Raw genomic sequence first — 24,539 nt, 5'->3', positions numbered from 1 at the left:
GGCGGCCCGCGTCTGGTCTGTATCGTTTCGGGCCGTTATTGGATCGCATGCGCCCGTGAGCGTTGCCCAACTTCGCAGCTGCCGTCACCCAGGGGCGGGTGGCGACGAAGGTGGGCACGACTGAGGGGGGGGATACAAGTGATGCGTGGGCCGGCCAATGGCTGGCGTTATCGGGATCGCGATGGCCGAGCTGCGCCGCCGGCCTACTGCCTCGCAGATTGGAGTGCTTTACTGCCTGCTTCGGGGGCCACCTGCTCCAACAACAGGATTCGAATGCGGTTGCGACGACATTGGGTCGTTCCCCCGTAGGCCATTGTTCTTCCGGACAGCCGCTCGATGGCCGCCACCATGGTGCCGCTGGAGAGGCGGTGGCGAGAGTCCAGTGTTGCGAGCGACACGACGATCCCCCTGCGTCCCCAGGAACGCCCGCATCGCGCGCGAATCTGTATCTGACCCGGTTCACGCTCAAGGAGCAGGGAAACTGCATCGATGATGGTCCGGTAGGCCGCCAGCTGCAGGCCGACACTCAATATGCATGGATCGCCGATCAGTCGATGCGGTGCCAATCGAGCTGTTGCCTTCCATGCCTCATCGATTCCACCGATCTGGAGGGCGAGGTAGAGCCCTACGTGTTCCAGCGAGGTTGGGTAGACCATCGTGATCTGCTCGCGGAACTTGCGGGAGTGCAGAACGGTGACCTTGAGGAGGCCTCCTGCGAGCTCATGGTGCCCTTTGGTCTTGAGCCATTCCGCGACGTCACTGAGTGAGGCATCGAAGCCATCGCTGAGCTGTCGTATGTCCAATGCTCGCGAACGGAGCTCCTTCTCAGTGGCGGTCTGGGCCGCTCTGGAGTGGGAAAGGGCTCGCTCCCTCTCAAGCTTGTGGGTTCTGAGCTCTTGGTAATAGTGCGAGACGCATGCGCCGACAGCCAGCAGCGCTATTCCAACCAGCGCGAGACTCTGCTGGGCCGAGAAGGCAGCTGGATCAAAGGAATCCGCCATACCCGACGCTGGCATGGTCAGGCGCACGATCAAGCTCCAGATGGGCACGCTGATGGCGGCGCCCTTCCAGCCATGCATGCAGGTCAAGGCGACGGCGGGCAGGGCGAGCAGTAACAGGATGTTGGTCTTGGCCGGGCCAGGTGCAGCGGGGATCCAGAGCGCCGCGAAGCCGACGAAGGCCATCAAGACGAGACAGATCACTGTCGGCACCATCAGCCCGGTTCGGGAGATGAATCCCTCCTTCCTCCTGGTCCAAAGCAGCGCCAGCGGCGCGATCGTGAGGATTCCGATGAAGTCTCCGACCAGAAAGCGAACCGCGTCTGTCCCTATTCCTGCGGCGGGAGGAGTCGTCCACAGCAGGTACGGGATCATAAGGTTCAGCGTCGTCACCGTGATGGTCGACGCTGCGGCAACACAGATGAGCCAGGCACCTGCTCTGGAACTCATGAATCGGCGATGGAGATGCGCGATGAACATGACGGCTGGCATCAGAACGGCTGAGCTGACTACGAACCATGTCCATCCATAGCGGGCGATCATGGGATATCGCGCAAATGCGAAGTAGCAGTATTCGCCGAGGAGCAGATAAGGCCATAGCCGCAGCGGGGTGAGCAGGAGCGCTGCCACCCGGACACCGGCTGGCAGATAGAACTGATCCATCGACACCTCGCGTGCTGCCCAGTACGCGAACGCATAAAGAAGGGCAACGACCAATCCGATGGGGCGAATGCGGAAGTTCAGGTGCAGTCCGCTCTTCAGCCATTCCGTTTGCATGCGTTTCTCCGTTTTGCCGAAGACGACACCCTGACGATGCAGGTATGCGTCGGGGCCGGACGGTATCGGTGAAACTGCCGCGATGCAATGGCTGTTTTGAATTATAGGAAAGATACGAGACTTGCAGAATTCGCGCGTTCTTGCGGGATGTCACGCGTTACTAGTGATGCCCGTTCCATCTTGAATTCAATCGCGTTCATGGAGTTTTTGGATTGGGGCGAGGAGCTGCCGCGCATCCGAATCAGAGAATTTGCAGCGGAACTGTCGGCTGCCCCCACTACGATTCATGCGGCACTGTTGCCACCCACCAATTGGAGGTCGAAGTGAGGTTCTTGTCCGTCTGCAGCGCGGCACCCGTGCTGCTTCTCGCCATGGCGCCGATGTCGGCCAAGGCTCAAATGAGCGACCACCATGGAAAGGAGCTGGCATCCCACGGACTGGGACAGTCTTACCCGATGGCAAGCGACGTGAGCCAGGATCCAAACTGGCAGGTATACGGATTTGAACGCGATGGAATCTCGTACTACCAGGTGAATGACCTCTCCGGTCGAGTTCACCTCATCGTTGGTCGGGCGGGCGATTCGTACTGGGCGTTGCCTGCTGGCGACATGCCGGTCCGCGCGTCTGTCCCATCGCGACGTGAGCCTGTACCTGAGGGCGCTGACAGCGCTGTGGTGTACAGGCATCAGGATTTCTCGATCCTGCGTTATGGCGTTGGAAATGAGGCGATGTGGTCTGTGGAGCTTCCCTGAGTCCTTCATGGAAAGGCTACATCGCAGGCTGGTGCGGTGACTCTGGCTGATGCGTGGATCCGGGAAATTCTGTGGCCGGCCAACGGCCGGCGCTACCGGGATCGGAGTGGTCGGGCTCTGTCAGGCCGTCGCGGGTTAAGTGCAGCCGGGCAGGGCCCGGCTCTACGGGTGAGGGCGACGTTTTAGGAACAAGTTCAATGGAAGGCCGCCGCGTGATGGGTAGTGTGCGGGTCATACGCACGCGGGGAGTTGGCGATGACACTTGTTCACGTCCTGGGTGGGGCATCGCTGCTGATTCTGGTGGCGGTGTCCACGATGGTCAGGGCTGGGATCGGGTTGGACTGGGGCGATGCGGAAGTGGTGGCTTCGGAGGTTGTGGAAGAAGCCGCTGCTGAAGCGGTGGAAGCTGCGGAGGAGCCGGTGGCGGTGTTGGCTACACCGCCGTTCGGGCCGTTGCTGGATCGCATGAGCCCGTGAAACGCGCCAATGGGTAGGTTCCGCAGTGCGCAGCCTCAATTTCCAATCGCTATCGGCCGGCCAGTTCTGCTTGAATTTTCAGGCTTTGTTCTGCCTTTCTGCGTTCCCGCATGTCAAGGAATGGCGCAGTTCCCATGCGACTCTCAACGATCGAAGGGTCGATCAGGCCAGCGCGAATTCCCTGCAAAACCCATTGCTGATCGCGGCGCTCATTTCTCGCCAGCTTGGCCACGGCGCAGTCATTCGGTTCAAGGTAAAGGCCAATCACGCCTTCCGGATGCTCCACCCGACGCAGGCGGGATTCCCATCCTTGCGGTACTTCGGCTGTCGATAGATGAAGCCGAAAGGCGAATTCTGAACAAGGGCGTTGGCGTTATGACCTTTCAGCATCTTTGGGATGCTGTTTGCCGGGTCCTGGAGGATTCGGCGCCACGCGCGCACATAGTAGGGACTGGCCACCCCGCCGTGTTCCCAGACGGTCACATTTCTAAGTGCTCGCTTTACCAGCCGCGCCGCCTTTTCTTCGTCGAGCTGGGCGAAGTCAGCTGCAATCGTGCGATGGATCTTGCGAAGGGCAGCGTAGCGGGCTTTGGCAATTTTCAGCGCGGCCAATCGAGCAGCCACGCGACTGGCGCCGTCTGGGGCGACAATTGCTTGAGGACGCTCGGAGGGGGGGCGGAATTGGCCATGGCATACAAAATAAGCGCTTGAGCTGAAGGGTCAAGAACCGGGGGGAGAGGGGTAAGCGCGGCCGTGAAGTGCACCAACGAAAAAGGCCCCGCAGTGCGGGGCCTTTTTCTATTTCGATGCTGGCGCCGGTCAGCGCTTCATCGAACCGAAGAACTCGTCGTTGGACTTGGTGTTCTTCATCTTGTCGAGCAGGAACTCCATCGCGGCGATTTCGTCCATCGGGTGCAGCAGCTTGCGCAGGATCCAGATCTTCTGCAGCAGCTCCGGTTCGATCAACAGGTCTTCGCGGCGGGTGCCCGAACGGTTGATGTCGATGGCCGGGTAGACGCGCTTTTCGGCGATACGGCGGTTCAGGTGCACTTCGCTGTTGCCGGTGCCCTTGAACTCTTCGTAGATCACTTCGTCCATCTTGCTGCCGGTGTCGACCAGCGCGGTGGCAATGATGGTCAGGCTGCCGCCTTCTTCAACATTACGCGCGGCACCGAAGAAGCGTTTCGGGCGGTGCAGGGCGTTGGCGTCCACACCACCGGTGAGCACCTTGCCGGAGCTGGGCACCACGTTGTTGTAGGCACGCGCCAGGCGGGTGATCGAGTCGAGCAGGATCACCACGTCCTTCTTGTGTTCCACCAGGCGCTTGGCGCGCTCGATCACCATTTCGGCAACCTGCACGTGGCGCGCGGCCGGTTCGTCGAAGGTGGAGCTGATGACTTCGCCGCGCACGGTGCGCTGCATTTCGGTCACTTCTTCCGGACGCTCATCGATGAGCAGCACGATCATGTGCACGTCCGGATGGTTGGTGGTGATCGCCGTCGCCACCTGCTGCATCAGCATCGTCTTGCCGGCCTTGGGCGGGGAGACGATCAGCGCGCGCTGACCTTTGCCCTGCGGTGCCATCAGATCCATGATGCGGCCGGTGATGTCTTCGGACGAACCGTTGCCGCGTTCCAGGGTGAAGCGCTTGCGCGGGAACAGCGGGGTGAGGTTCTCGAACAGCACCTTGTTCTTGGACGCTTCCAGCGGCTCACCGTTGATGGTGTCCACGATCGACAGCGCGAAGTAGCGCTCGCCGTCCTTCGGGAAGCGGATACGGCCGGACAGGTGGTCGCCGGTGCGCAGGTTGAAGCGGCGGATCTGGCTGGGCGAAATGTAGGTGTCGTCCGGGCCGGCCAGGTAGCTGGCTTCAGCCGCGCGCAGGAAACCGAAGCCGTCGGGCAGGATTTCCAGCACGCCATCGGCGGCCACGCCGTCGCCATGGCGGGTAAGCACCTTGAGCAGGGCGAAGATCACGTCCTGCTTGCGGGCACGGGCCACGCCTTCGGAGATCTGCAGCTGCTCGGCAATTTCCAGCAGCTTCTGGGCCGGCATGCGCTTGAGGTCGCTCAGCGAATAGACCGGGAAGCCCTCGGGGACGTTGGCCTGCTGGCTGCGCACGAACGGCTGCTGCTCGCCATTGTCCTGCGGCATGCCGTCGTCGCGGAAGCTGCCGCCACCACCACGATTGCGGTCGCGGTCGCGGCGATTGCGGAAACGGTCGCGGCGGTTGCCCTGGCCCTGGTTCTGGCCCTGGCCCTGGTTCTGACCCTGTTGGTACGGGTTCTGGCCGCCCTGCGGGTTGCGCTGGCCGCCGTCGCCGGCGTCCTGGCCACCGCCCTGCGGGGCCGGGGCATCGCCGCTGGAGGCGGCCGGTGCCTGGGGTGCCTGCTGCGGCGCTGCGGGTGCAGACGGCGCCGGCGCGGCAGGCGCGGCAGCCAGGGGCAGGGCGTTCTGTTCGGGTGAAGAACCGGTGTCGGCGCTGCTGGCAGCGGCCTTGGCAACGCGCGGCTTGCGCACGCGCTTCTCGGCGGGCGCGTCGGCGCTCCCGGGTTCGGAAGTAGTGATATCGGACAAGTGCTGAATTCCTCGCTGGAAGGTGCGAGCGCCCGGCAGGGGCGGCGAACGTTGTTGGAAAGGGATTCTGGAAAGAAACGTCGTCCAGAAGATGCGGCGCGCGAATGCGGCCGGATGTATCGACACTAACACCGGCTCGCGGCAGCGCGCAAGCCGGGTGGGGCGGGGTCATTCATGCGGGCGTGGGGCCCGCGGGGCAGCCGGGGGGCCGGCTGCCGGGGGTATCAGGCCAAAGCCTTGTCGAGCATGCCGGCCAGCTGGGCCTTGCCGACCGCGCCGATCTGCTGGTTCTGGACTTCGCCGTTCTTGAAGACCAGCAGCATCGGGATCGAACGCACGTGGTACTTCGCTGCAAGCTCGCGCTGCTCGTCCACGTTGACCTTGGCGATCTTGGCGCGCCCGTCATAGGCGTCGGCCAGTTCATCCAGGGCTGGGGCAATCATCTTGCAGGGGCCACACCATTCGGCCCAGAAATCGACCAGGACCGGTTCCTTGGAGTTCAGTACGGTGCTTTCGAAGTCAGCGGTGCTGACATGTACAACCTTGTCGCTCATCTTGGTCTCTCGTTTTGGAGTGCACCCGGCCGGGCCGGAGGGGTTGAACCTGGACAGGGCCGGGGGCCTGGTCCGCGTCTGCTGCCTCGTGGCCGCGTGGGCGGCCGGCGGTGCGTCCGATGGATGCCTGGACGCTCACGGCCGGCAGTGTACCCCTATCACTGCGGGGTGGCAGGCACCGGCTGGAAAGATTCGTCCTGTGACCGTCATCGCGCTTTGCCGGGGCTGGCTGGAACGATATGCGGCTGGGTGTGTGGCGGTTCCAGCCCCTGTGGGCGAGGCGTTCAAGTGGGGGTTGGGTGGGTGAAGAGCAGCCACGCAGGGCGTGGCTCTACGCTTGGATGGCCCGTCGCAAGGGGTGATGCGACGGTCTCCCCCGGTTTGCGGGCCGCTTTGCGTTAAACTGGCCCACTGTGCGGCGCCCCGGGACCGGTTCGGTCCGGCCTCCGCCTTCCCAGGCGCAGGGCCCGCAATGGCGACGGTGCCCCCCAAGATTGCAAGCCACCCGCATCTCTGTCGGCTGGCCTTACCAAGACGGACTCATGAGCGACAAACCGCTGACCGATTTGACCTTCTCCTCCTTCGAGCTGCATCCGGCCCTGCAGGCCGGCCTTGAAGGCGCTGGTTTCACCCGCTGTACCCCGATCCAGGCGCTGACGCTGCCGGTGGCACTGCCCGGCGGCGATGTTGCCGGCCAGGCCCAGACCGGTACCGGCAAGACGCTGGCCTTCCTGGTGGCAGTGGTGAACCGCCTGCTGACCCGCCCGGCGCTGGCCGACCGCAAGCCGGAAGATCCGCGCGCGCTGATCCTGGCGCCCACCCGCGAGCTGGCCATCCAGATCCACAAGGATGCGGTGAAGTTCGGCTCGGATCTGGGCCTTCGCTTTGCGCTGGTCTACGGCGGCGTGGATTACGACAAGCAGCGCGAAATCCTGCAGCAGGGCGTGGACGTGATCATCGCCACCCCCGGCCGCCTGATCGATTACGTCAAGCAGCACAAGGTCGTTTCGCTGCATGCCTGCGAAATCTGCGTGCTCGACGAAGCCGACCGCATGTTCGACCTGGGCTTCATCAAGGACATCCGCTTCCTGCTGCGCCGCATGCCCGAGCGCACCACGCGCCAGACCCTGCTGTTCAGTGCCACGCTCAGCCACCGCGTGCTGGAGCTGGCCTATGAGCACATGAACGAGCCGCAGAAGCTGGTGGTGGAAAGTGAATCGATCACTGCCGCCCGCGTGCGCCAGCGCATCTACTTCCCGGCCGACGAAGAGAAGATCCCGCTGCTGCTGGGCCTGCTGTCGCGCAGCGAAGGCGCGCGCACCATGGTGTTTGTCAACACCAAGGTGTTCGTCGAGCGCGTGGCACGCTCGCTGGAAAAGGCCGGCTACCGTGTGGGCGTGTTGTCCGGCGATGTGCCGCAGAAGAAGCGCGAGAGCCTGCTCAACCGCTTCCAGAAGGGCCAGCTGGAAATCCTGGTGGCCACCGACGTGGCCGCGCGCGGCCTGCACATCGACGGCATCAAGTACGTCTACAACTACGACCTGCCGTTCGACGCCGAAGACTACGTGCACCGCATCGGCCGTACCGCCCGCCTGGGCGAGGAAGGCGATGCGATCAGCTTCGCCTGCGAGCGCTATGCGATGGGCCTGCCGGATATCGAGGCCTATATCGAGCAGAAGATCCCGGTGGAAGCGGTCACCAGCGAAATCCTGACCGCGTTGCCGCGTCCGGAACGCGCCCCGGCGGCGCCCGGCGAAGAAGGCGATGAAAACGAAAGCGTCGGCCAGATCTTCCGCGAAGCGCGCGAAGCGCGTGCCGCCGAAGAAGAGCGCCGCGGTGGCGGTCGTTCGTCCAGTGGCAGCCGTTCCGGCGGTGCCCGAGGCGAGCGCAGTGGTGAGCGCAGCGGCGAACGCCGTCCGCGTGGCCCGCGCAAGCCGCGCGTGGAAGGCGAACAGCCCGCTGTTGCGGTGGACGGTGCTGCACCGGTCGCGGCCGCGCAGGCTGCCCCGGCGGCGCGCCCGCCGCGTGCCGAAGGCGCACCGGAAGGTGCGGCCGAGGGCGAGCGCGCACCGCGCAAGCGCCGTCGCCGTCGCCACGGTCGTCCGGTGGAGGGTGCCGAAGGTGCCACGCAGTCGGTCACCCCGGTGCAGGTCACCGCCAAGCCGATGCGCAACTCCGCACCGGCCGCCGACCCGGGCGCAGGCTTCCTGACCCGCATCGGCCGCAAGATCCGCCGGATGCTGTCCGGCAGTTGATCTCCCCCTGATGGGTAGCGCCGGCCGTTGGCCGGCCCTCGAGATCCCGGGCACTTCGTATGCCGGCCAACGGCCGGCGCTACCATTGGGTGTTCCGATCAACGGTCGCGTCCAATCGGTGGCCGGGCGACACGCCATCCCCACGCCGCCATCCTCCTCCTGCATAATCGGAGGAATGAGCGTCCTGCGTTTTGACAATGTCAGCAAACACTATGCGGGCGGCCACCAGGCTCTGGTGGACGTCAGCTTCGAGGTCGCGCCCGGCGAAATGCTGTTCGTCACCGGGCATTCCGGCGCCGGCAAGAGCACCCTGCTCAAGTTGATCCACCTCGACGAACGGCCCAGCCGTGGCGCGGTGGTGTTTGACGAGCGCAACCTGCTCAAGGTGCGCGGTGGCGATATCCCGCACCACCGCCGGGCAGTGGGTGCGGTCTATCAGGACCACCGCCTGCTGATGGACCGCAGCATTGCCGAAAACGTCGCCCTGCCGCTGATCCTGCGCGGTATCCGGCGCGGCGATATCGGCAAGCGCGTGCGCTCGGTGCTCGAACGCATGGGCCTGGGCCACCGCGAAAAGGCGCTGCCCTCGCAGCTGTCGGCCGGTGAGCAGCAGCGCGTGGGCATCGCCCGGGCGATCGTCAGCGAACCCAAGCTGCTGGTGGCCGACGAACCCACCGGCAACCTCGACCCGACCCTGGCCGCTGAAATCATGGCGCTGTTCGCCGAACTGCCCGGGCGTGGCACCAGCGTGCTGGTGGTCAGCCACGATCTGGCGCTGCTGCGCGCCATGCGCAAGCGCGTGCTGATCCTCGACCACGGCAAGCTGATCGACGACATCTCGCCGCAGGACCTGGCCGAATGAGCACTGCCACCAACAAGGAAGCCGCCGCACCCTCGCGCCTGGGCGTGTGGCTGCACCACCACGGCCACAGCGTGGTGTTCAGCCTGGGCCGCGCCTGGCGCAAGCCGTGGGCTACCCTGCTCACCGTGATGGTCATGGCGCTGGCGCTGGCCCTGCCGCTGGGCCTGTCGATCGCGCTGGACAACCTCAAGCATTTCGCCGGCAGCGTGCAGCAGTCGCGTGACATCAACCTGTTCCTGAAGACCGATGTCGATGCGGCAGCGGCCAAACAGGTGGCCGACACGCTGCGCGGTCGTGCCGACGTGGCCGGGGTGACCCTGCGTTCGCCCGATGAGGGCCTGGCCGAGCTGCGCGACAGCGCCGGGCTGGGCGAAGCCATCGATGCACTGCACGACAACCCGTTGCCGTCGCTGTTGATCATCACTCCGGCCAACGGCACCGACGACGCGCGCCTGGCGCAATCGCTGGAGGGCCTGCCGCAGGCCGATCTGGTCCAGCACGATGCGCTGTGGCGCAAGCGCCTGGACGCCTGGCTGGGCTTCGGCACGCGGCTGGTACAGGTGCTTTCAGTGCTGCTGGGGTTGGGCGCGGCGCTGGTGGTCGGCAATACGGTGCGGCTGGACATCCAGGCGCGCCGCGATGAGATCGGCGTGCTGCAGCTGCTGGGCGCCAGTGACGGCTTCATCCGGCGCCCGTTCCTGTACCTGGGCGCGTGGTACGGGCTGGGCGCCGGTGCGCTGGCCCTGGCGCTGGTCGGTGGGGCCGGGCTCGCGCTGCGCCCGCCGCTGGCCGCGCTGTCGCAAAGCTATGCCAGCCCGTTCGTGCTGCATGGGTTGGACCTGTTGCATTCATCGCTCGTGCTGGTCGGCACTGTCGTGCTGGGCTGGCTGGGCGCGTGGCTGGTGACGGGGCATTTCCTGCGCCAGACCCGTCCGACCGAAACCTGAGGCCTGCCCTGCATGCGTCCGCAAGTACTGAAGCACCTGGTCGACGACGCGCCGCGCGTCATGGTGGTCGATGGTTCCAAGCTGGTCCGCAAGCTCATTGCCGATGTGCTGCAGCGCGAGCTGCCGGCGGTCGAGGTGGTGGGCTGCGCCAGCATCGAAGACGCGCGCATGGCGTTGGCCGCCGGCCCGGTCAACCTGGTCACCACCTCGCTGACGCTCAGCGATGGCGACGGCCTGGCACTGGCTCGTCTTGTGCGCGAAACCGCCGGGCAGGCCTACGTGCCGGTGATCGTGGTCTCCGGCGATGCCCAGCAGCACCTGGAGCAGCGCCGCTTCACCGATTACGTCACCGACTACTTCGACAAGGCATTGGGCCATGAAGCCCTGGCAACCTTCATCCGGGGCTATGTGCAGCCGGAAACCATTCCCGGCGCCACCATCCTGTACGTGGAAGACAGCCGCGTGGTCGCCGAAGCGACCAAGCGCATGCTCGAGCGGCAGAGCCTGAACGTACTGCACGTGATGACCGCCGAAGAAGCGTTCGCGCTGCTCACCGCCGAGTCGCTGGGGCGCAGCAGCCATCGCATCGATCTGGTGCTGACCGATGTCACCCTGAAGGGTGAGCTCAGCGGGCTCGATGTGGTCGAGCGCGTGCGCGTGGACTTCGGCTACAGCAAGCGGCGCCTGCCGGTGCTGGTGATGACCGGCGATGGCAATCCGCTCAACCAGTCCGGGCTGCTGCAGGCCGGTGCCAACGACCTGGTGCAGAAGCCGATCGAAGAACGGCTGCTGGTCACCAAGGTGCTGTTCCAGCTGCGCCTGTCACGACTCAACGACAAACCTCTGGTGCGATGAACGACGACGTACAACCGACCATCCAGCTTGAACCGAGCTGGAAGGCGCGCATTGGCGATTACCTGCTGCGCCCCGAAATGCGCGAACTGGCCGCGTTCCTGCGCCAGCGCAAGGCGGCCGGTGCCCACGTGTTCCCACCGGGGCCGCAGATCTTCGCCGCCTTCGATGCCACCCCGTTCGACGAGGTCAAGGTGGTCATCCTTGGCCAGGATCCGTATCACGGTGCTGGCCAGGCCCATGGCCTGAGCTTTTCGGTCATGCCCGGCGTGCCGGTGCCGCCGTCGCTGTTGAACATGTACAAGGAACTGGAAGCCGACCTTGGGCTGCCGCGCCCGGACCATGGCTGCCTGCTGCCGTGGGCGCACCGTGGCGTGCTGCTGCTCAACGCGGTGCTGACCGTGGAAGAAGGGCAGGCCGGTTCGCACCAGAAGCGGGGCTGGGAAGGATTCACCGACCACGTGGTGGACACCCTCAACCGCGAACGCGACGGCCTGGTGTTCCTGCTGTGGGGAAGCTACGCCCAGCAGAAGGGCAAGGTGATCGACACCGGCCGCCACCGCGTGCTGAAGGCGCCGCACCCGTCGCCGCTGTCGGCGCACCGCGGTTTCCTGGGCTGCCGGCACTTCTCGTCGGCCAACCAGTATCTGGAGCGGCGCGGGCTGGGCGGCATCGATTGGTCGCTGCCGCCGCGCGCCTCCCTTGTTGCCACCGCCCCCAACGGCTGAATGCCTGGCAACGCCTTCATCCTGAATGGGCGGTCTTCGGTGGGATTATCCAGCCCAAAACGACGCGCCCCAGCCTTTTTTGCGCATATCATATTGATTTAAAAAGAAATTTTCTTCAACGCTGACCCGCTCGCCACTGTCACCATTTCGCGGTACGTTAGTGGCCTGATCTCCGTCAGCGTTGCACTCACAGAACGCTGGAACTTTTTGAACCGTCAGCAGTCCAAAACCGGGACTGATAAGATGACCTCCATGAGCCAGAACATGTCTACTGCCCTTGTGGCAAACAATCTCCCGATTCCCAGTGCGCTCGGTTCGCTGGACGCCTACATTGGCGCCGTGCACCAGATCCCGGTGTTGACGGTCGATGACGAGCAGGACCTGGCCCGCCGCTTCCGCGACGAGCAGGACCTGGACGCCGCGCGCGAGCTGGTCCATTCCCACCTGCGCTTCGTGGTGCACGTGGCCCGTGGCTACAACGGCTACGGCCTGCAGCTGGGCGACCTGATCCAGGAAGGCAACATCGGCCTGATGAAGGCCGTGAAGCGCTTCGACCCGGACATGGGCGTTCGCCTGGTGTCGTTCGCCGTGCACTGGATCCGTGCCGAGATGCACGAGTTCATCCTCAAGAACTGGCGCATCGTCAAGGTCGCCACGACCAAGGCGCAGCGCAAGCTGTTCTTCAACCTGCGCAAGTCCAAGACCCGCCTGGGCTGGTTGAACGCGGCTGAAGTCACGGCCGTTGCCAAGGACCTCAACGTGTCCGAACGCGAAGTGCTTGAAATGGAGTCGCGCCTGTCCGGCCGCGATATCGGTTTCGATGCGCCCAGCGATGACGACAACGAACATGCGCCGCCGTCGCCGGCTGCCTTCCTGGTGGCCAATGACGAAGATCCGTCGATGGCCTACGAGCGTGCCGACAGCGAAGGCAACCAGCTGCAGTTGCTGCGCGAAGGCCTGGCCGAGCTCGACGCCCGCTCGCGCGACATCATCCGTCGCCGCTGGCTGGACGCCGACAGCAAGGTCACGCTGCAGGAACTGGCTGATGAGTACGGCGTTTCGGCCGAACGCATCCGCCAGGTCGAAGCGAACGCGCTGAAGAAGATGAAGGCGTTGTTTACCGCCTGATTCGATGGTGTAACGGTCAAGTAAAAGCCCGGCCCCGCCGTAATGCTACTACTTGGGAAAAACGGCGCTGACCCCAAAAGGGTAAGCGCCGTTTTCTTAAGTGAACAGCAGTACGGCCTCGCCGGGTTTTTTGTTGGGCACTGTCGAAGTTTGGCCTGCCGCGATGATGAGAGATTATGGAAAGCGCCGTATCGACGCTTTGCAATAGGCTGTCTGTCCCCACGAAATGCGACAAGAGAATGATTGGACCCACCGCACCCAGCGCAGCTGGCTTCGCTTCGCCGATGACGCACGGAAGCAATCCCAATACCGTCCCGGTTGATCAAGCGCCACCCGATGCCATCGCATTGTGCGGACAGGCGAGCTACCGCTCGATGGATATCAATGCGCGTGGCTACGAGGGCAGGAGCCAACTGCATGAAGCGGCTGAGGCGGGGGACATCACCCGCGTCATGGCGCTGTTGCAGGGTGGAGCGGACGTCTTCATGAGGGACGAGAACGGCGCGACTCCCCGCTGGTTGGCAGACCAGAATCAGCGGTCGGACGTGGTTGCCGCCATTGATGCCTGGAAAGGCAGGCTGCTCGACCGCTTTGTTGAAGTTGCCGGGCGCGGCGACGCGGTCGCTGTGCAGCACTTCTGCGACAACACCAGCATTCCCTACAGCGAGCGCGTGCAGGTGCTGAACGCCGCCGCCCAAGGCAAGTGCGCGCCGGCGGTAGAATGTTTGCTCGAAACCTATGGCTATGCCGAGCGGGACATCGACAGCCTTGTCCAAGCTGGCGTTAGCGACAATGGCGTTGAGCAACTGCTGCTCAGTAAAATGCTGTTCGCTCGCGTCAATCACTGGGAACCGCGCGAGATACATGCGTTTCTTGAACGGCACCCCAGCCTGGACGTGAATCACACATGGAACGGCAGTTCAGCCCTGCACCAGGTTGTTCAGTACGGACAGTTCCCGCAGGACCTCGGCAAGATACGTGCATTGCTTGATGCTGGCGCAATGCCCAACGTGGTGAATGACGCGGGTTACACGGTGGGTGCACTGGCGAACTTCAAGGGATTGAACAAGGGATTGATCAACGTGGCAGCACTCTTCAAGCAATAGTTTGCGCCGAACGCATCCGCCCGTTGAGGGCGAACGCACCGCCAATACGCGCATCAAACAAAAAACCCGGCAACGCCGGGTTTTTTGTTATCTCAACCGCGCGTTACGCCCGCTCGCGCGCAATCGCGCGCCAGCCGATGTCGTTGCGGTGGAATTCGTGTTCCCACGACACCTTTGCCACGCCCGCATACGCATTGGCCTGCGCGTCGCCCACGCTGTCGCCCAGCGCAGCCACGCACAGCACGCGGCCGCCGGCACTGAGCACCTGGCCCTGCGCATCCAGCGTGGTGCCGGCATGGAATACCTTCGCCGTCGCCGGCACCTGGTCCAGACCATGGATCGCATCGCCGGTGATCGGCGTCTCCGGGTACGGCGAAGCCGCCATCACCACGCCCAGCGACGGGCGCGGGTCCCATTGCGCCTGTACCTCATGCAGGCGTGCATCGATCGCCGCTTCCACCAGGTCCACCAGGTCCGACTGCAGGCGCAGCATCACCGGTTGGGTTTCCGGGTCGCCGAAGCGCACGTTGAACTCGATCACCTTCGGCGCGCCATTGGCATCGATCATCAGCCCGGCATAGAGGAAGCCGGTGAACGGGATGCCATCGGCGATCATGCCCTGCACGGTGGGGTTCACTACTTCACGCATTACCCGCGCATGCACTTCATCGGTGACCACCGGCGCGGGCGAGTAGGCGCCCATGCCGCCGGTGTTCGGGCCGGTATCGCCATCGCCCACCCGCTTGTGGTCCTGCGAGGTCGCCATCGGCAGCGCGGTGGTGCCATCGACCATCGAAATGAAGCTGGCTTCCTCGCCGTCCAGGAACTCCTCGATCACCACGCGCGCGCCAGCATCGCCAAAGGCGTTGCCCGACAGCATGTCGCGCACCGCGTCTTCGGCTTCCTGCAGGGTCATCGCGACAATCACGCCCTTGCCGGCGGCCAGCCCATCGGCCTTGACCACGATCGGCGCGCCCTTCTCGCGGATATAGGCCAGCGCTGCGTCCACCTCGATATGCACGGCATAGAACGCGGTGGGGATGTCGTGGCGGGCCAGGAAGTCCTTGGCGTAGGCCTTGCTGCCTTCCAACTGCGCTGCTGCGGCGGTGGGCCCGAAGATGCGGTGGCCAGCAGCGCGGAAGCGGTCGACCACGCCGGCCACCAGCGGCACTTCCGGGCCGACCACGGTCAGCTCGATGCCTTCCGCCTGCACTAGCGCCAGCAGCCCGTCCAGGTCAGTAACTTTCACCGGCACATTGCGGCAGCCGGCCTCGGTGGCGGTGCCCGCATTGCCCGGTGCAACCAGCACCTCGGTGACACGGGACGACTGGGCCAGCTTCCAGGCCAGGGCATGTTCACGGCCGCCGGAGCCGATGACGAGGATCTTCAAGGCTGTTCTCGCAACAAGGGGGGGGAAGAAAAAAGGGATCCGGCAGCAACCGGATCCCTGTGACAATCAATGGCGGAAGTGACGCACGCCGGTAAACACCATCGCCAGGCCGTGTTCGTCAGCCGCGGCAATCACTTCGGCGTCGCGCATCGAACCACCCGGCTGGATCACCGCCTTGATCCCGGCCGCCGCAGCGGCGTCGATGCCGTCGCGGAACGGGAAGAACGCGTCGGACGCCATCACCGAACCTTCGACCACCAGGTTCGCATCGGCCGCCTTGATGCCGGCGATACGGGCCGAGTACACGCGGCTCATCTGCCCGGCACCGACACCAATCGTGCGGTTGTCCTTGGCATAGATGATCGCGTTGGACTTCACGAACTTGGCCACGTTCCAGGCGAACAGCAGGTCGGTGAACTGCTTTTCGGTCGGGGCCAGCCTGGTCACCACGGTGAGCTCATCGCGGCTCATGCCACGGTTGTCCGCGCTCTGCACCAACAGGCCCGAGCCAATGCGCTTGGTGTCGTAATTGTTGCGGCCTTCGCCGTGCGGAATGCGCAGCACGCGCATGTTCGCCTTCTTCGTGGCGTATTCCAGCGCGGCCGGCTCGTAATCCGGGGCGATCAGCACTTCCACGAACTGGCGGTCCAGGATCACCTTGGCGGTGGCGGCATCCAGTGGCTTGTTGAACGCGATGATGCCGCCGAACGCGCTGGTCGGGTCCGTCGCATAGGCCAGCTCATAGGCATCGCCGTTGCCGGCGCCCACCGCCACACCGCAGGGGTTGGAATGCTTGACGATCACACAGGCCGGCGCATCGAACTGGCGCACGCATTCCCACGCGGCATCGGCATCGGCCAGGTTGTTGTAGCTCAGTTCCTTGCCCTGCAGCTGCTGGAACGTGGCCAGCGTGCCCGCCACCGGGGACAGGTCGCGGTAGAACGCGCCGGCCTGGTGCGGGTTTTCGCCGTAGCGCAGGTCCATGACCTTCACGAAGCTGGAGTTCATCTGCGCCGGGAATTCGGTGCGCTGCGGCACGGCCGCATCGGTGGCGGTCACCGCCGATAGATAGTTGCTGATCGCCGCGTCGTACTGCGCGACGCGGTTGAACGCCGCCACCGACAGTGCGAAACGCTTGGCGGCCGACAGTTTGCCATCGTTGGCGTCCAGCTCGGCCAGCAGCTCAGCGTACTGCGACGGATCGGTCGCCACGGCAACACGGGCGAAGTTCTTTGCCGCCGAACGCAGCATGGCCGGGCCGCCGATATCGATGTTCTCCACCGCATCGGCCAGCGTGCAGGCCGTGTTGGCGGTGACGCGCTCGAACGGGTACAGGTTCAGCACCAGCAGGTCGATCGGCGCGATGCCGTGTTCGGCCATCACCGCCTCATCCTGGCCGGCGCGGCCCAGCAGGCCGCCGTGCACCAGCGGGTGCAGGGTCTTGACCCGCCCATCCATCATTTCCGGGAAGCCGGTGACATCGGCCACGTCCTTGACCGGCAGGCCCGCGTCGCGGAGTGCCTTGGCGGTGCCGCCGGTGGAGAGCAGCTCGACGTTGCGTGCCGCCAGGGCACGGGCCAGGTCGATCAGGCCGGTCTTGTCGGAAACGGAAAGCAGGGCCCGGCGCACGGGCAGCAGATCGGAACTCATGGGGGCAGGAGATCGAAGCGGAGCGGGCCCATATTGTACCTGCCGGGTCAACACCCCGCCGCAGGATCAACGTCCGAGACGGTAGGTGCCCCCCGAAGGCGGGCACTCCTCAGCTCGGCATCACGTAGTGATGCCGTACTCTTTCAGCTTCTTGCGCAGGGTGGCGCGGTGGATGCCCAGCATCGACGCCGCGCGGCTCTGGTTGCCTTCGCAGTGGTTGAGCACTTCCACGAACAGCGGAATTTCCATTTCGCGCAGGACGATCTCGTACACGTCATCCGCATCGCAGCCGTCCAGGTCCCGCAGGTAACGCCGGACCGACTGGGCTACGTGTTCGCGCAGCGGTGGCTTGGGCGCGCCACGACTATTGTCAGGACGAGAAAGGACAGCGTTCAAGAAGTATCCCGGTGCGAAGCCAGGGCGAACTACAACCCTGGTGAAAAATTTGGAGCGGCCAGTCTAGCGCGTGCGTGGCTGGCCCGCCACGCTCGCTGGCAGGACGCCGGGTTACAGGAACTCGAAGGTGAATGCGACGGTGGACGCGGCAGGCTCGCGGACCCGGAACGCGATCTGCGCGCTCTGGCCCGGTTCCAGTACCGATGCGGCATCGACCGTAGGGTCCAGGTAGTCGCGCGGCGCGAACACGCTCGTGCCGATCACGCGGCCATCGGGATCGGACAGCGACAGCCGCAGCGACGGCCAGGCCTGCTCCCAGCGTGCATCGTTGCGGAAGCTGGCCTGTACCTGCAGCGCGCCGGGCTGCCCGGGCACGGGGCGCACGTCGCGGCTGATCATGCTGAAGGCGGCCGGTTCCTGCCATGCCGGCAGGCTGCAGCGCAGCACGCCGCACAGCCCGGCAATCCACGGTCGGCTGCCGGCATCGGCGGCCAGGCGCGCGCGGTCGGCCACGGCGATCTGCAGCGCAAGCAACGTCACCAGCCCCGCTACCAACCCCCACTGCCAGCGCGGGGTGGGCACCGTTGCCTCCGGTGCGCGCATGAAGCGGGGGGCTGGGGTGGGAGCAATGTACGGTCCGGTCTCACTGGCAAGGCGCCTGAAGGCTGCATCGTCTTCGGCCGCCGCTACGTATGCCGGTTCATTGTCCACTTCGATGTCCGGTGATGTGTTGCCGGCGTCCTCGCTCGGCACCGCACCGTCATCCAGCGGTGCGGCCTGCGGTGGTTCAACCACAGGCGTGGCGTCGGTCGACGCACGCAGGAACGTGGCCAGTGGGCGGCGCGGCGGCGGGGTGGGCTCGGTCATCGGGTCATTCAAGCACGGCGGACGCCGGTGATGCGCATCCAGTCGTCGTCGCGTGCGACTTCAAGTTGTTCGAACCACGGCGCATAACGCACCAGCAGTTCGTCTTCCTGCCCGTGCAGGATGCCCGACAGCGCGATGCGGCCACCCGGCGCCACGCGTGCGGCCAGCACGTCGGCCAGCGCGTCCAGCGCAGAGGCCAGGATGTTGGCCACCACCACCGGATAGGTGGCCTGCGGTTCGTCGGCCGGCAGGTAGACCTGCATGCGGTCCTGCAATGCGTTGCGTTCGGCGTTGTCGCCGGTGGCGAGCACTGCCTGCGGGTCGTTGTCCACCCCCACTGCCTTGGCCGCGCCAAGCCTGAGTGCGGCCAGCGCCAGGATTCCCGAACCACAGCCGAAGTCCAGTACCGTCTGCCCGGCCAGCGCGCCTTCGGCGGCCAGCCCGTCCAGCCAGCGCAGGCACAGCGCGGTGGTCGGGTGGGTGCCTGAACCGAACGCCAGGCCCGGATCCAGCCGGACCACGGCGGCATCGGCGGCCTGTGCGGCTTCGGGCAGTTCATGGTTCCACGGCACGATCCAGGTGCGGTTACCGAAGGCCATCGGCTGGAACTGGTCCAGCCAGGCGCGTTCCCAATCCTCATCCTGCACCGCGCGGAAGCTGGCGTTGCTCCATTCCAGGCCCGGATCGAATGCCTCCAGCGCGGCCAGCAACGCCAGCGCATTGGTATCGGCGGGGAACAGGGCGCTCAGCACCAGGTCGTTCCACAGCGGGGTTTCACCCACGCCCGGTTCCAGGATGGCGCGCTCGTTGCTGGTGTCGGCATCGGCATCGAGCAGGGTCACCGCCAGCGCGCCCACGTCGTCCAGCGCATTCTCATAGCGGGGCTGGGTGGCTTCGGTGCAGTGGAGAGTGAGTTCCAGGAACGGCATGGGCGGTAAGGACCTGCGGAAAACGGTGAATGCTAGACGATTGTGGGCGCTCGCGGCGAAGTCGGTCTCAGAAGTCGGTGAGAAGCGACGCGGCCACAGGTTCAGACATCAGGTTACGCCATTGCTAAACTCTGCATTCTGCTGTGTGTCTCTATCGAACCGGTCCCGCTGAATGGCCTTCGCGCCCACGCTCAAAACCTGGCTGCTGGTAGTACCCGCCCTGGCATTGCTGGGGGTGGTGGGCTACCGCGCGGGTGGTCGTGCGCTGCAGGCCGAACACACACCGGCGGCCGTCAGTGAACTGCAGGTGGGCGCCGGGTCTGCGGCGCCGACCCAGGCGCAGCAGCTGGCGCGCCAGTTGCTGGCCAGTGAGCGCAGCACGGCGGTGCCGTCGGGATTGCCGCTGGACATCCGTGCCGATATCGAAGGCGATACCGACCTGTTCGCCTACGCCCAGCACCTTCGCCTGCAGGCCGCCAATGGCAACGCCGAAGCAGGCTGGATGGTGAGCCGGGTGTACGACTACTGCGCCATCTACGCGATGGACCCGGGTGGCTACCAGCTCGACAACAACGTGCTCACCGGGCTGGGCATGAGCGCATCTTCGCCGATGGTGCAAGCGCGCGAGCGCGTGGCGCGCCGTTGCGCGGGGTTCGTCTCCAGCGACGGTCTTGGCCGTTCGTTGATTGTTACCCAGCGCGTGCTGGCCGCCCGTGCCGGCAACCTGGCCGCCGAAGCGGCGCTGTTTGCCGACGGCCAGCCGTTGAAGGACAGCCCCGAGTACCGCCGCAGTCTGGTGGAGCGGGTGATGGATTCGCGCGATCCCGAAGCTTACATGGCCATTTCCACCGCCATGGGCCAACGCGCCAGCGGTGACGGCGCGCTGCAGGGCCTGGTGGCTGGCGACCCGTTCAGCGAACTGGCCTGGCGCCTGGCCGCGTGCGAACTGGGCATGGCGTGCGGGCCGGACAGTGTGTTGATGAACAATTTCTGCGCGAACGGAGGGATCTGTTCGCAGGACGGTGGGCAGGACTTCGCCACTTTCGTGTATGACGCTGCGGTTTCGCGGCAAGGTGCGGGGAAAATGAAAACGTTGGTTGAGCAGTTGATCAAGCGGAGTAACCGGTCATGAATTACCGTCGATTCCTGCATGGCGCCAAATTCTGGTTCTGGGTGGCGCTGTTTGTTGCCTATTCGGCCGGTGCCGTCGGCCTGGTCATGATCGATACCTACGATGACCGCTACCGGCAATTGTCAAAAGTAACCCTGACCTCGGTGAAGGCGCAGGAAGACGTGCGCCGCGCCGGTGCCAGCCAGGTGGCTGCGGTATACCGCGCGCAGAGCGGCATGCCGTTCACCTCGCTGCCGGCTGGCAGCACCTTCCAGGTGGTCTGGCCGGATGGCTCCACCGAAACCATGGTGATCGTCGACCCGACGTCGTCACTCGGTGTGGCCCCGGTCAAGGACACCCAGACCACGGCGGCCGACGCCAGCCGTTGATGCGCGCGCCCGGCAACCCATTGCCGGGCCCGCTGCGCTGCGCCGCCGCTGACGCTTGGGTCATGGATATATGCGGCGCCTATCGGCTTTGTGATTCATTTAGTTAGCTTCTCTTGGACAGAGGGGCAGTGCTTCGATTTCATCGGGCACGCCTTCCCCGTGAGTTGCCCATGCCCACTACCGCAGCCGACCACCGGCACGCCACCGGTCGCTTCCACGCCCGCAGCCCAGTAAGACCCGCTTCTCCCCGTCCGTTGGACACCTCCGTCATCCGTCGGGTGGAGACGCCGATGCAGGCGTTGGCAGCGGTGTTGACCGTGACCAACGCGGCCACAGTGCCGATAGCGACGCCGCCGCCAGCCACGGTGCGCGTCGTCGGGCCAATGACGACAAACTGCATTCCTGTGGCCGTCTCGCCGAGCATGCCCGGGGTGCTGCATGGCGTAGCGGGGTTGCTGCGCAGCCCAGTGACCGAGCTGTTCAGCGACGCCCGCAATGCGTGGCTACGGTATGAAGGGGTGCGCTGCGCGCCGCCGCTGGGCACGGGCATGCGCGCGCTGCTGCAGGTAGGGGATGCGCTCACCACCCTTGTCGAAGGTGCCGTGCTCGGCGGACGCAGCGTGCTTGGCATGCAGGAGGCGGCCGTTGTCCTCGATGCAGGCGCCGATGTCCTGGAGGATCGTCCACTGGGTCGGAACGAACTGACCAACGCCGTGATGGCGCTGGGGGGCATGCATGGACTCGAACCCGGTGCACCCGCCAACCCACGTGGCGCGCCGCGACGTCCCGGCATGGTCATCCGCCAGACTACCGCCGAATTGCGCGATGGTCGCATCCAGGTGCGGTATGAAGGTGCCGAGCGTGATCTCACCATCAGCGAAGGCCGGCTGCAGGTGCTGACCGACGACGGCACGATCGATGTGATCTTCGACACCGGCGATTGGCAATGGAAGCGCGCACCGGCCACACGACCGGTGACTGCCGGCGTGACCCGCCCGGGCAGCTCCATTCCACTCTTCGACCATGTGGCCGAGCAGGTGCATCGTCAGGTGCCGCTGGACCATGCCCGGCTGCGCCTGGACCTGCTTGGCCCCGACGGCATCCTGTACTACAACCATCCGGAGGCCGACCTTGCAGGCAACGCCGTCTGCGTGGATGGCCGGTATTACGCCGCTACCTTGACCGATGGCTTGGGCCTGCGTATCGGCGCGCTGGAACTGGTCAAGCGCGACGGCATCTACCAGGTGCGCGAAGCCGCGCCGACACCGGTGCGAACCCTGCGTTGTCGGCGGGCACCCGGCGAGGCTTGCACCATGTTGGCGCCCGAGTTTTCGGCGGACCTGTCCAGCACGCTGCAGACCCATCACGGGCAGGCCCTCACCCGATACCAGGCGCGCCGCCGCGGCGTCGTGCCCGACGTCAGCAGGCCAGGTTGGTACATGAGCCGCAAGGGCAACCGGCTGCGGCACTACCTGCGCTTCAACGACCGTTACTTCCGCGTGCGCCTGCGCCAGGTGGACGAACATACCCAACGCATCTCGGTGTACCTGCCGCGCGGCACCGGGGCCGGTCGCCTGCACCCCCGTGGCCAGTCCGCGCAGCGCATTGCCGACATCCGCCAGGCGATTCCCGCGCAGGAGCACCGCTTCATGACCCAGGCCGAATTCAACGTCGAATATCGAGGCATGCCCAGCCTGGAGGCAGCGCAGGTGTATGAAAGCGCGGTGGCACAGAACGATGACCTGCGGCTGAGCCAGCTGCAACGCGCTGCCATCCGCAGTTATCTCACCTGGCGGCGCCGCTCGGTGGACGATTTCCTGCAGTACGGCAGCCTGCAGCCGGTGTTCCGCGATTCGGACCAGGCCGTGGCGCGCATCAACCGAGGGCTGGCGCGCATTCCCCCGCATGCCGGCCGCGTGCACACCGCGCTGGCCGTGGATGCCGCTCAGCTGGCCGAGCTGAAGGTGGGCCAGACGATCTACAGCCGCAGTTTCCTGGTTGCCAGCGGTGACCGTGGCCGCGCGGTGGCGTCGGTGGCCGCAGCGGTCGACAGCCCGCGGGACGTGCCCACCGTGGTAACCCTGCAGGCCTACCACCATGCCCATCCCACCGGCCTGCTCTCACTGCAGGACGAAGCGCAGGTGATGATCGGCAACAACGTGCTGTTCAAGGTCACCGCCCAGGCCCAGGGCGAACTGCACCTGGAAGAACTGAGCGCAGCAAGACAGGCAATGGGCCCCCTCGGCGCCCAACCCCTTCTGGCCACGCCATTGCGGTCGTAGAGCCACGCCCTGCGTGGCTGCGCTTCCGGCGGGCATCCTGCAGCCACGCAGGGCGTGGCTCTACGCGTGGAAGCGCCCAGAAAGCAGAAAGGCGGGCAATGCCCGCCTCCCTGTTCAACCAGCCATCCACCAGATCAAGTCAACGCAATCGACTTGTTCTTGCGCTCGGCCAAACGCTTTTCCAGATAGTGGATGTTCTGCCCACCAGCCTGGAAGCCCTTGTCGCGCATGATGCGCTGCTGCAGCGCCACGTTGGTCTTGATCCCGTCCACCACCATCTCGCTCAACGCCACGCGCATGCGCGCAATGGCCGTTTCGCGGTCCGGCCCGTGCACGATCAGCTTGCCGATCATCGAGTCGTAGTTCGACGGCACGCGGTAGCCGGCGTAGATGTGCGTATCCACGCGCACACCCGGACCACCCGGCGGATGGAACGCGGTGATCTGGCCCGGGCTCGGCACGAACGTTTCGGCATCTTCGGCGTTGATGCGGCATTCGATCGCATGGCCGGTCAGCACCACGTCGCTCTGCTTGATGCTCAATTTGTGGCCGGCGGCGATGCGCAGCTGCTCCACCACCAGGTCGATACCGGTCACCATTTCGGTTACCGGGTGCTCCACCTGGATACGGGTGTTCATTTCGATGAAGTAGAAATGGCCGTCTTCGTAGAGGAACTCGAAGGTACCCGCACCACGGTAGCCGATACGCACGCACGCTTCGGTGCACACCTTGCCGATCTGCTCGCGCTGTTCGGCGCTGATGCCCGGTGCCGGCGCTTCTTCCACCACCTTCTGGTGGCGGCGCTGCATGGAGCAGTCGCGCTCACCCAGGTGGATGGCGTTGCCCTGGCCATCGGCCAGTACCTGGATTTCCACGTGGCGCGGATTTTCCAGGAACTTCTCCATGTACACCTCGCCATTGCCGAACGCGGCCTTGGCCTCGCTCTTGGTGGTTTCGATGGAGGTCTTCAACGACGCTTCGGCATGCACCACGCGCATGCCGCGCCCGCCGCCGCCACCGGCCGCCTTGATGATGACCGGGTAGCCGATCTCACGGGCGATCTTGGTGTTGGCCACGATGTCTTCGCCCAGCGGGCCGCCCGAGCCGGGCACGCACGGTACGCCGGCGGCCTTCATCGCGCGGATCGCTTCGACCTTGTCGCCCATCATGCGGATGGTGTCGGCCTTGGGGCCGATGAAGATGAAACCGGACTCTTCCACGCGCTCGGCGAAGTCGGCGTTCTCCGACAGGAAGCCGTAACCCGGGTGGATGGCCTGGGCATCGGTGACTTCCGCCGCGGCGATCAGCGCCGGAATGTTGAGGTAGCTTTCCGGCGACGGCGCCGGACCGATGCAGACCGACTCGTCGGCCATGGCCACGTGCTTGAGGTTGCGGTCGACCGTGGAATGCACGGCCACCGTGCGGATGCCCAGGGTGTGGCACGCGCGCAGAATGCGCAGCGCGATCTCCCCCCGGTTGGCAATAACGACTTTGTCGAGCATGGACGGACCC

Annotated in this window: 23 protein-coding genes; 12 read left to right on the top strand and 11 right to left on the bottom strand. The window is 65.3% G+C overall.

Annotated features, from left to right (window positions below):
* Nucleotides 1-203: 203 nt before the first annotated feature.
* A complete protein-coding gene (locus tag WIX41_RS07330; RefSeq protein ID WP_339446440.1) occupies nt 204-1,775 on the bottom strand; it encodes an MASE1 domain-containing protein in 1,572 nt (523 codons plus the stop codon).
* 356 nt (nt 1,776-2,131) lie between these two features.
* Here WIX41_RS07330 and WIX41_RS07325 point away from each other — a divergent pair, with 356 nt between their 5' ends.
* A complete protein-coding gene (locus WIX41_RS07325) occupies nt 2,132-2,527 on the top strand; it encodes a hypothetical protein (protein ID WP_339446439.1) in 396 nt (131 codons plus the stop codon).
* A 255-nt stretch (nt 2,528-2,782) separates the two neighbouring features.
* Complete coding sequence (locus WIX41_RS07320; RefSeq protein ID WP_339446438.1) at nt 2,783-3,004, top strand: hypothetical protein; 222 nt, start codon at nt 2,783-2,785, stop codon at nt 3,002-3,004.
* 49 nt (nt 3,005-3,053) lie between these two features.
* Here WIX41_RS07320 and WIX41_RS07315 read toward each other — a convergent pair whose 3' ends face one another.
* The 4 genes from WIX41_RS07315 to trxA form a co-directional block, all read right to left on the bottom strand.
* Nucleotides 3,054-3,272, bottom strand: coding sequence for a DUF6036 family nucleotidyltransferase (locus tag WIX41_RS07315; protein WP_339446437.1), 219 nt, complete (start codon nt 3,270-3,272; stop codon nt 3,054-3,056).
* Nucleotides 3,269-3,628: a hypothetical protein gene (locus WIX41_RS07310; protein WP_339446436.1), complete on the bottom strand. Its 360-nt coding sequence runs from the start codon at nt 3,626-3,628 to the stop codon at nt 3,269-3,271. Before WIX41_RS07310 ends, WIX41_RS07315 begins: the two co-directional genes overlap by 4 nt.
* Nucleotides 3,629-3,823: 195 nt before the next feature.
* Nucleotides 3,824-5,581 (bottom strand): transcription termination factor Rho, encoded by a 1,758-nt coding sequence (gene rho / locus WIX41_RS07305; protein ID WP_409187342.1) that lies wholly within the window; start codon nt 5,579-5,581, stop codon nt 3,824-3,826.
* A 224-nt stretch (nt 5,582-5,805) separates the two neighbouring features.
* Nucleotides 5,806-6,135 carry a thioredoxin gene (gene trxA / locus WIX41_RS07300; protein ID WP_339446435.1) on the bottom strand — a complete coding sequence of 110 codons (330 nt, stop codon included), beginning with the start codon at nt 6,133-6,135 and terminating at the stop codon, nt 5,806-5,808.
* 542 nt (nt 6,136-6,677) lie between these two features.
* Between trxA and rhlB the strand changes: the two genes are divergently transcribed.
* From rhlB to WIX41_RS07265, 7 genes are all read left to right on the top strand, one after another.
* Nucleotides 6,678-8,390: an ATP-dependent RNA helicase RhlB gene (gene rhlB / locus WIX41_RS07295; RefSeq protein WP_339446434.1), complete on the top strand. Its 1,713-nt coding sequence runs from the start codon at nt 6,678-6,680 to the stop codon at nt 8,388-8,390.
* Nucleotides 8,391-8,565: 175 nt separating this feature from the next.
* The gene (ftsE, locus tag WIX41_RS07290) at nt 8,566-9,252 is read left to right on the top strand and encodes a cell division ATP-binding protein FtsE (RefSeq protein WP_339446433.1); all 687 of its coding nucleotides are present in this window, start codon (nt 8,566-8,568) and stop codon (nt 9,250-9,252) included.
* Nucleotides 9,249-10,199, top strand: a complete 951-nt coding sequence (gene ftsX / locus WIX41_RS07285; RefSeq protein ID WP_282246699.1) for a permease-like cell division protein FtsX — start codon at nt 9,249-9,251, stop codon at nt 10,197-10,199. Before ftsE ends, ftsX begins: the two co-directional genes overlap by 4 nt.
* Nucleotides 10,200-10,211: 12 nt before the next feature.
* Nucleotides 10,212-11,054, top strand: coding sequence for a response regulator (locus WIX41_RS07280; RefSeq protein ID WP_339446432.1), 843 nt, complete (start codon nt 10,212-10,214; stop codon nt 11,052-11,054).
* Entirely contained in the window at nt 11,051-11,779 is a 729-nt protein-coding gene (gene ung, locus WIX41_RS07275; RefSeq protein WP_339446431.1) for a uracil-DNA glycosylase, read from the top strand. The genes WIX41_RS07280 and ung overlap by 4 nt, the downstream gene beginning before the upstream one ends.
* A gap of 252 nt (nt 11,780-12,031) precedes the next feature.
* Nucleotides 12,032-12,907 carry an RNA polymerase sigma factor RpoH gene (gene rpoH / locus WIX41_RS07270; protein WP_339446430.1) on the top strand — a complete coding sequence of 292 codons (876 nt, stop codon included), beginning with the start codon at nt 12,032-12,034 and terminating at the stop codon, nt 12,905-12,907.
* 239 nt (nt 12,908-13,146) lie between these two features.
* Nucleotides 13,147-14,013: a hypothetical protein gene (locus tag WIX41_RS07265; RefSeq protein WP_339446429.1), complete on the top strand. Its 867-nt coding sequence runs from the start codon at nt 13,147-13,149 to the stop codon at nt 14,011-14,013.
* Between the two features lie 103 nt (nt 14,014-14,116).
* On the opposite strand, the gene purD is transcribed toward WIX41_RS07265, so the two are convergent.
* From purD to prmA, 5 genes are all read right to left on the bottom strand, one after another.
* Nucleotides 14,117-15,403: a phosphoribosylamine--glycine ligase gene (purD, locus tag WIX41_RS07260; RefSeq protein WP_339446428.1), complete on the bottom strand. Its 1,287-nt coding sequence runs from the start codon at nt 15,401-15,403 to the stop codon at nt 14,117-14,119.
* Nucleotides 15,404-15,469: 66 nt separating this feature from the next.
* On the bottom strand, nt 15,470-17,053 hold the full coding sequence (purH, locus tag WIX41_RS07255; protein WP_339446427.1) for a bifunctional phosphoribosylaminoimidazolecarboxamide formyltransferase/IMP cyclohydrolase: 1,584 nt from the start codon (nt 17,051-17,053) through the stop codon (nt 15,470-15,472).
* A 120-nt stretch (nt 17,054-17,173) separates the two neighbouring features.
* Nucleotides 17,174-17,449, bottom strand: coding sequence for a DNA-binding transcriptional regulator Fis (gene fis / locus WIX41_RS07250; RefSeq protein WP_026069829.1), 276 nt, complete (start codon nt 17,447-17,449; stop codon nt 17,174-17,176).
* Nucleotides 17,450-17,560: 111 nt separating this feature from the next.
* On the bottom strand, nt 17,561-18,316 hold the full coding sequence (locus WIX41_RS07245) for a DUF3426 domain-containing protein (RefSeq protein ID WP_339446426.1): 756 nt from the start codon (nt 18,314-18,316) through the stop codon (nt 17,561-17,563).
* Nucleotides 18,317-18,324: 8 nt separating this feature from the next.
* Entirely contained in the window at nt 18,325-19,245 is a 921-nt protein-coding gene (gene prmA / locus WIX41_RS07240; RefSeq protein WP_339446425.1) for a 50S ribosomal protein L11 methyltransferase, read from the bottom strand.
* 172 nt (nt 19,246-19,417) lie between these two features.
* Here prmA and WIX41_RS07235 point away from each other — a divergent pair, with 172 nt between their 5' ends.
* The 3 genes from WIX41_RS07235 (at nt 19,418) to WIX41_RS07225 (ending at nt 23,027) form a co-directional block, all read left to right on the top strand.
* Nucleotides 19,418-20,377, top strand: a complete 960-nt coding sequence (locus tag WIX41_RS07235; RefSeq protein ID WP_339446424.1) for a hypothetical protein — start codon at nt 19,418-19,420, stop codon at nt 20,375-20,377.
* A complete protein-coding gene (locus WIX41_RS07230) occupies nt 20,374-20,745 on the top strand; it encodes a hypothetical protein (RefSeq protein ID WP_339446423.1) in 372 nt (123 codons plus the stop codon). The genes WIX41_RS07235 and WIX41_RS07230 overlap by 4 nt, the downstream gene beginning before the upstream one ends.
* Nucleotides 20,746-20,915: 170 nt before the next feature.
* Nucleotides 20,916-23,027 (top strand): hypothetical protein, encoded by a 2,112-nt coding sequence (locus WIX41_RS07225; protein WP_339446422.1) that lies wholly within the window; start codon nt 20,916-20,918, stop codon nt 23,025-23,027.
* A gap of 134 nt (nt 23,028-23,161) precedes the next feature.
* On the opposite strand, the gene accC is transcribed toward WIX41_RS07225, so the two are convergent.
* Entirely contained in the window at nt 23,162-24,529 is a 1,368-nt protein-coding gene (accC, locus tag WIX41_RS07220) for an acetyl-CoA carboxylase biotin carboxylase subunit (RefSeq protein WP_339446421.1), read from the bottom strand.
* Between the last annotated feature and the right edge of the window lie 10 nt (nt 24,530-24,539).

This window comes from Stenotrophomonas sp. AB1(2024) (genome assembly GCF_037482345.1).
Taxonomy (GTDB): Bacteria; Pseudomonadota; Gammaproteobacteria; order Xanthomonadales; family Xanthomonadaceae; genus Stenotrophomonas.
Note: the sequence above shows the minus strand (reverse complement) of the source record. Positions and strands in the feature narration are given on the sequence as shown.